Origin of the sequence: Paenibacillus sedimenti (genome assembly GCF_014534655.1) — a bacterium.
In the GTDB taxonomy this organism is placed as follows: Bacteria; Bacillota; Bacilli; order Paenibacillales; family NBRC-103111; genus Paenibacillus_E; species Paenibacillus_E sedimenti.
Genome location: NZ_JACVVD010000047.1, coordinates 1 through 1,261, shown reverse-complemented (window position 1 = coordinate 1,261; position 1,261 = coordinate 1). Strand labels below are relative to the sequence as shown.

The following is a 1,261-nucleotide window of genomic DNA, read 5'->3' as shown; positions in this document are numbered from 1 at the left end:
GAACGTGATGTACAAAGATGCTAAAGATGCAATTAAAACAGCATCCTTCGAAGTAGAAGTTAAAGATGAGCTTCCAACTGTAGACAAATTGACAGCAGATGAGAACTACGACAGCACGACAAACAAAACGTATGCATACGAGTACATGAATCTGAAAGCAGTCGATCAGTATGGTGTTGAATATACAACAACTGAGATCAATGCCTATGATGCATTAACTCAAATCAGATACACGCTTGAAGATGCAACAACACCAACAGGTGGTACTGCAGCAACAATTAATAGTGGAACTGGCCAAATTACGTTGAACGACTCAACAAGCTTTACACTGAAAGCAATCTCTGCTAGCGGTAAAGTAGTTACAACTTTCGTAACACATCAATAATCGAATCATCCAAAGGAAAGGGGCTTAATTGCCCCTTTCCTTTTTGTGTCCCCTGAATCTCTATTAAATTGTATAAATAAAATGGAAAATTCTTATCAATGAATTTCGATGTACGAGATAGTATACTCAGTTTGTAGCCAAGGTGATAGACGCAAAGCTACACGAGAGTATGCGCGAAAGACGCAGTCACCCGTTGGTTATAAGTTTTTATAACAAAAAACTTCAAATACTTAGGAGGAAACAACCTTTATGAAGAAAAGCTTATCCGTAGTGCTTTCTGCAACAGTTGCACTGTCGATGTTCTCTTCCGTAGCATTCGGTAAAACATCCGCAGACTTTACAGATCTGAAAGATCTGGATGCAGCGACGAAAGCGAAATTCGATGCAATGATCAGCGCCGGTATTTTTGACGGCGTGAGCGACACTTCTTTCGGCTTGAAAGATGAAATGAACCGTGCGCAATTCGCGAAAGTAGCGGCATTGATCATGGGTCTTGATGTAAACAAAGATTTGAAAACATCCACTTTCACTGATGTTAGTGTGGACGATGCAGCCAATGGTTATGCATTGCCTTACATCGAAGCTTTGAAAACAGCTGGTGTAACTGACGGTTACGGCGAAAACACATACAACCCAGCGGGTAAAGTAACAAAAGAACAACTGGCAACTTTCCTGGTTCGCGTACTGGGTAAAGACGCTGACGCTAAAGGCAAAACTGGTACAGATACAACTGTATCCGGTTGGGCTCAAGGTTATGTAGCTCTAGCACTTGAACTGAAACTTCTTGCTAACGGCGAAGACGGTACATTCAGCGGCCAAGCTAACGCAACTCGCGACCTGCTTTTGACAGGCGCATACGAAGCGAAGCAACAATAC

At 42.1% G+C, this 1,261-nt stretch carries 1 protein-coding gene and 1 pseudogene; both read left to right on the top strand.

The features are described 5' to 3' along the window. Positions 1-385: pseudogene (locus ICC18_RS33320) on the top strand (S-layer homology domain-containing protein); the annotation flags it as partial. Between the two features lie 249 nt (positions 386-634). Then, the coding region (locus ICC18_RS33315) for an S-layer homology domain-containing protein (protein WP_188178681.1) at positions 635-1,261 on the top strand (627 nt) is incomplete at its 3' end.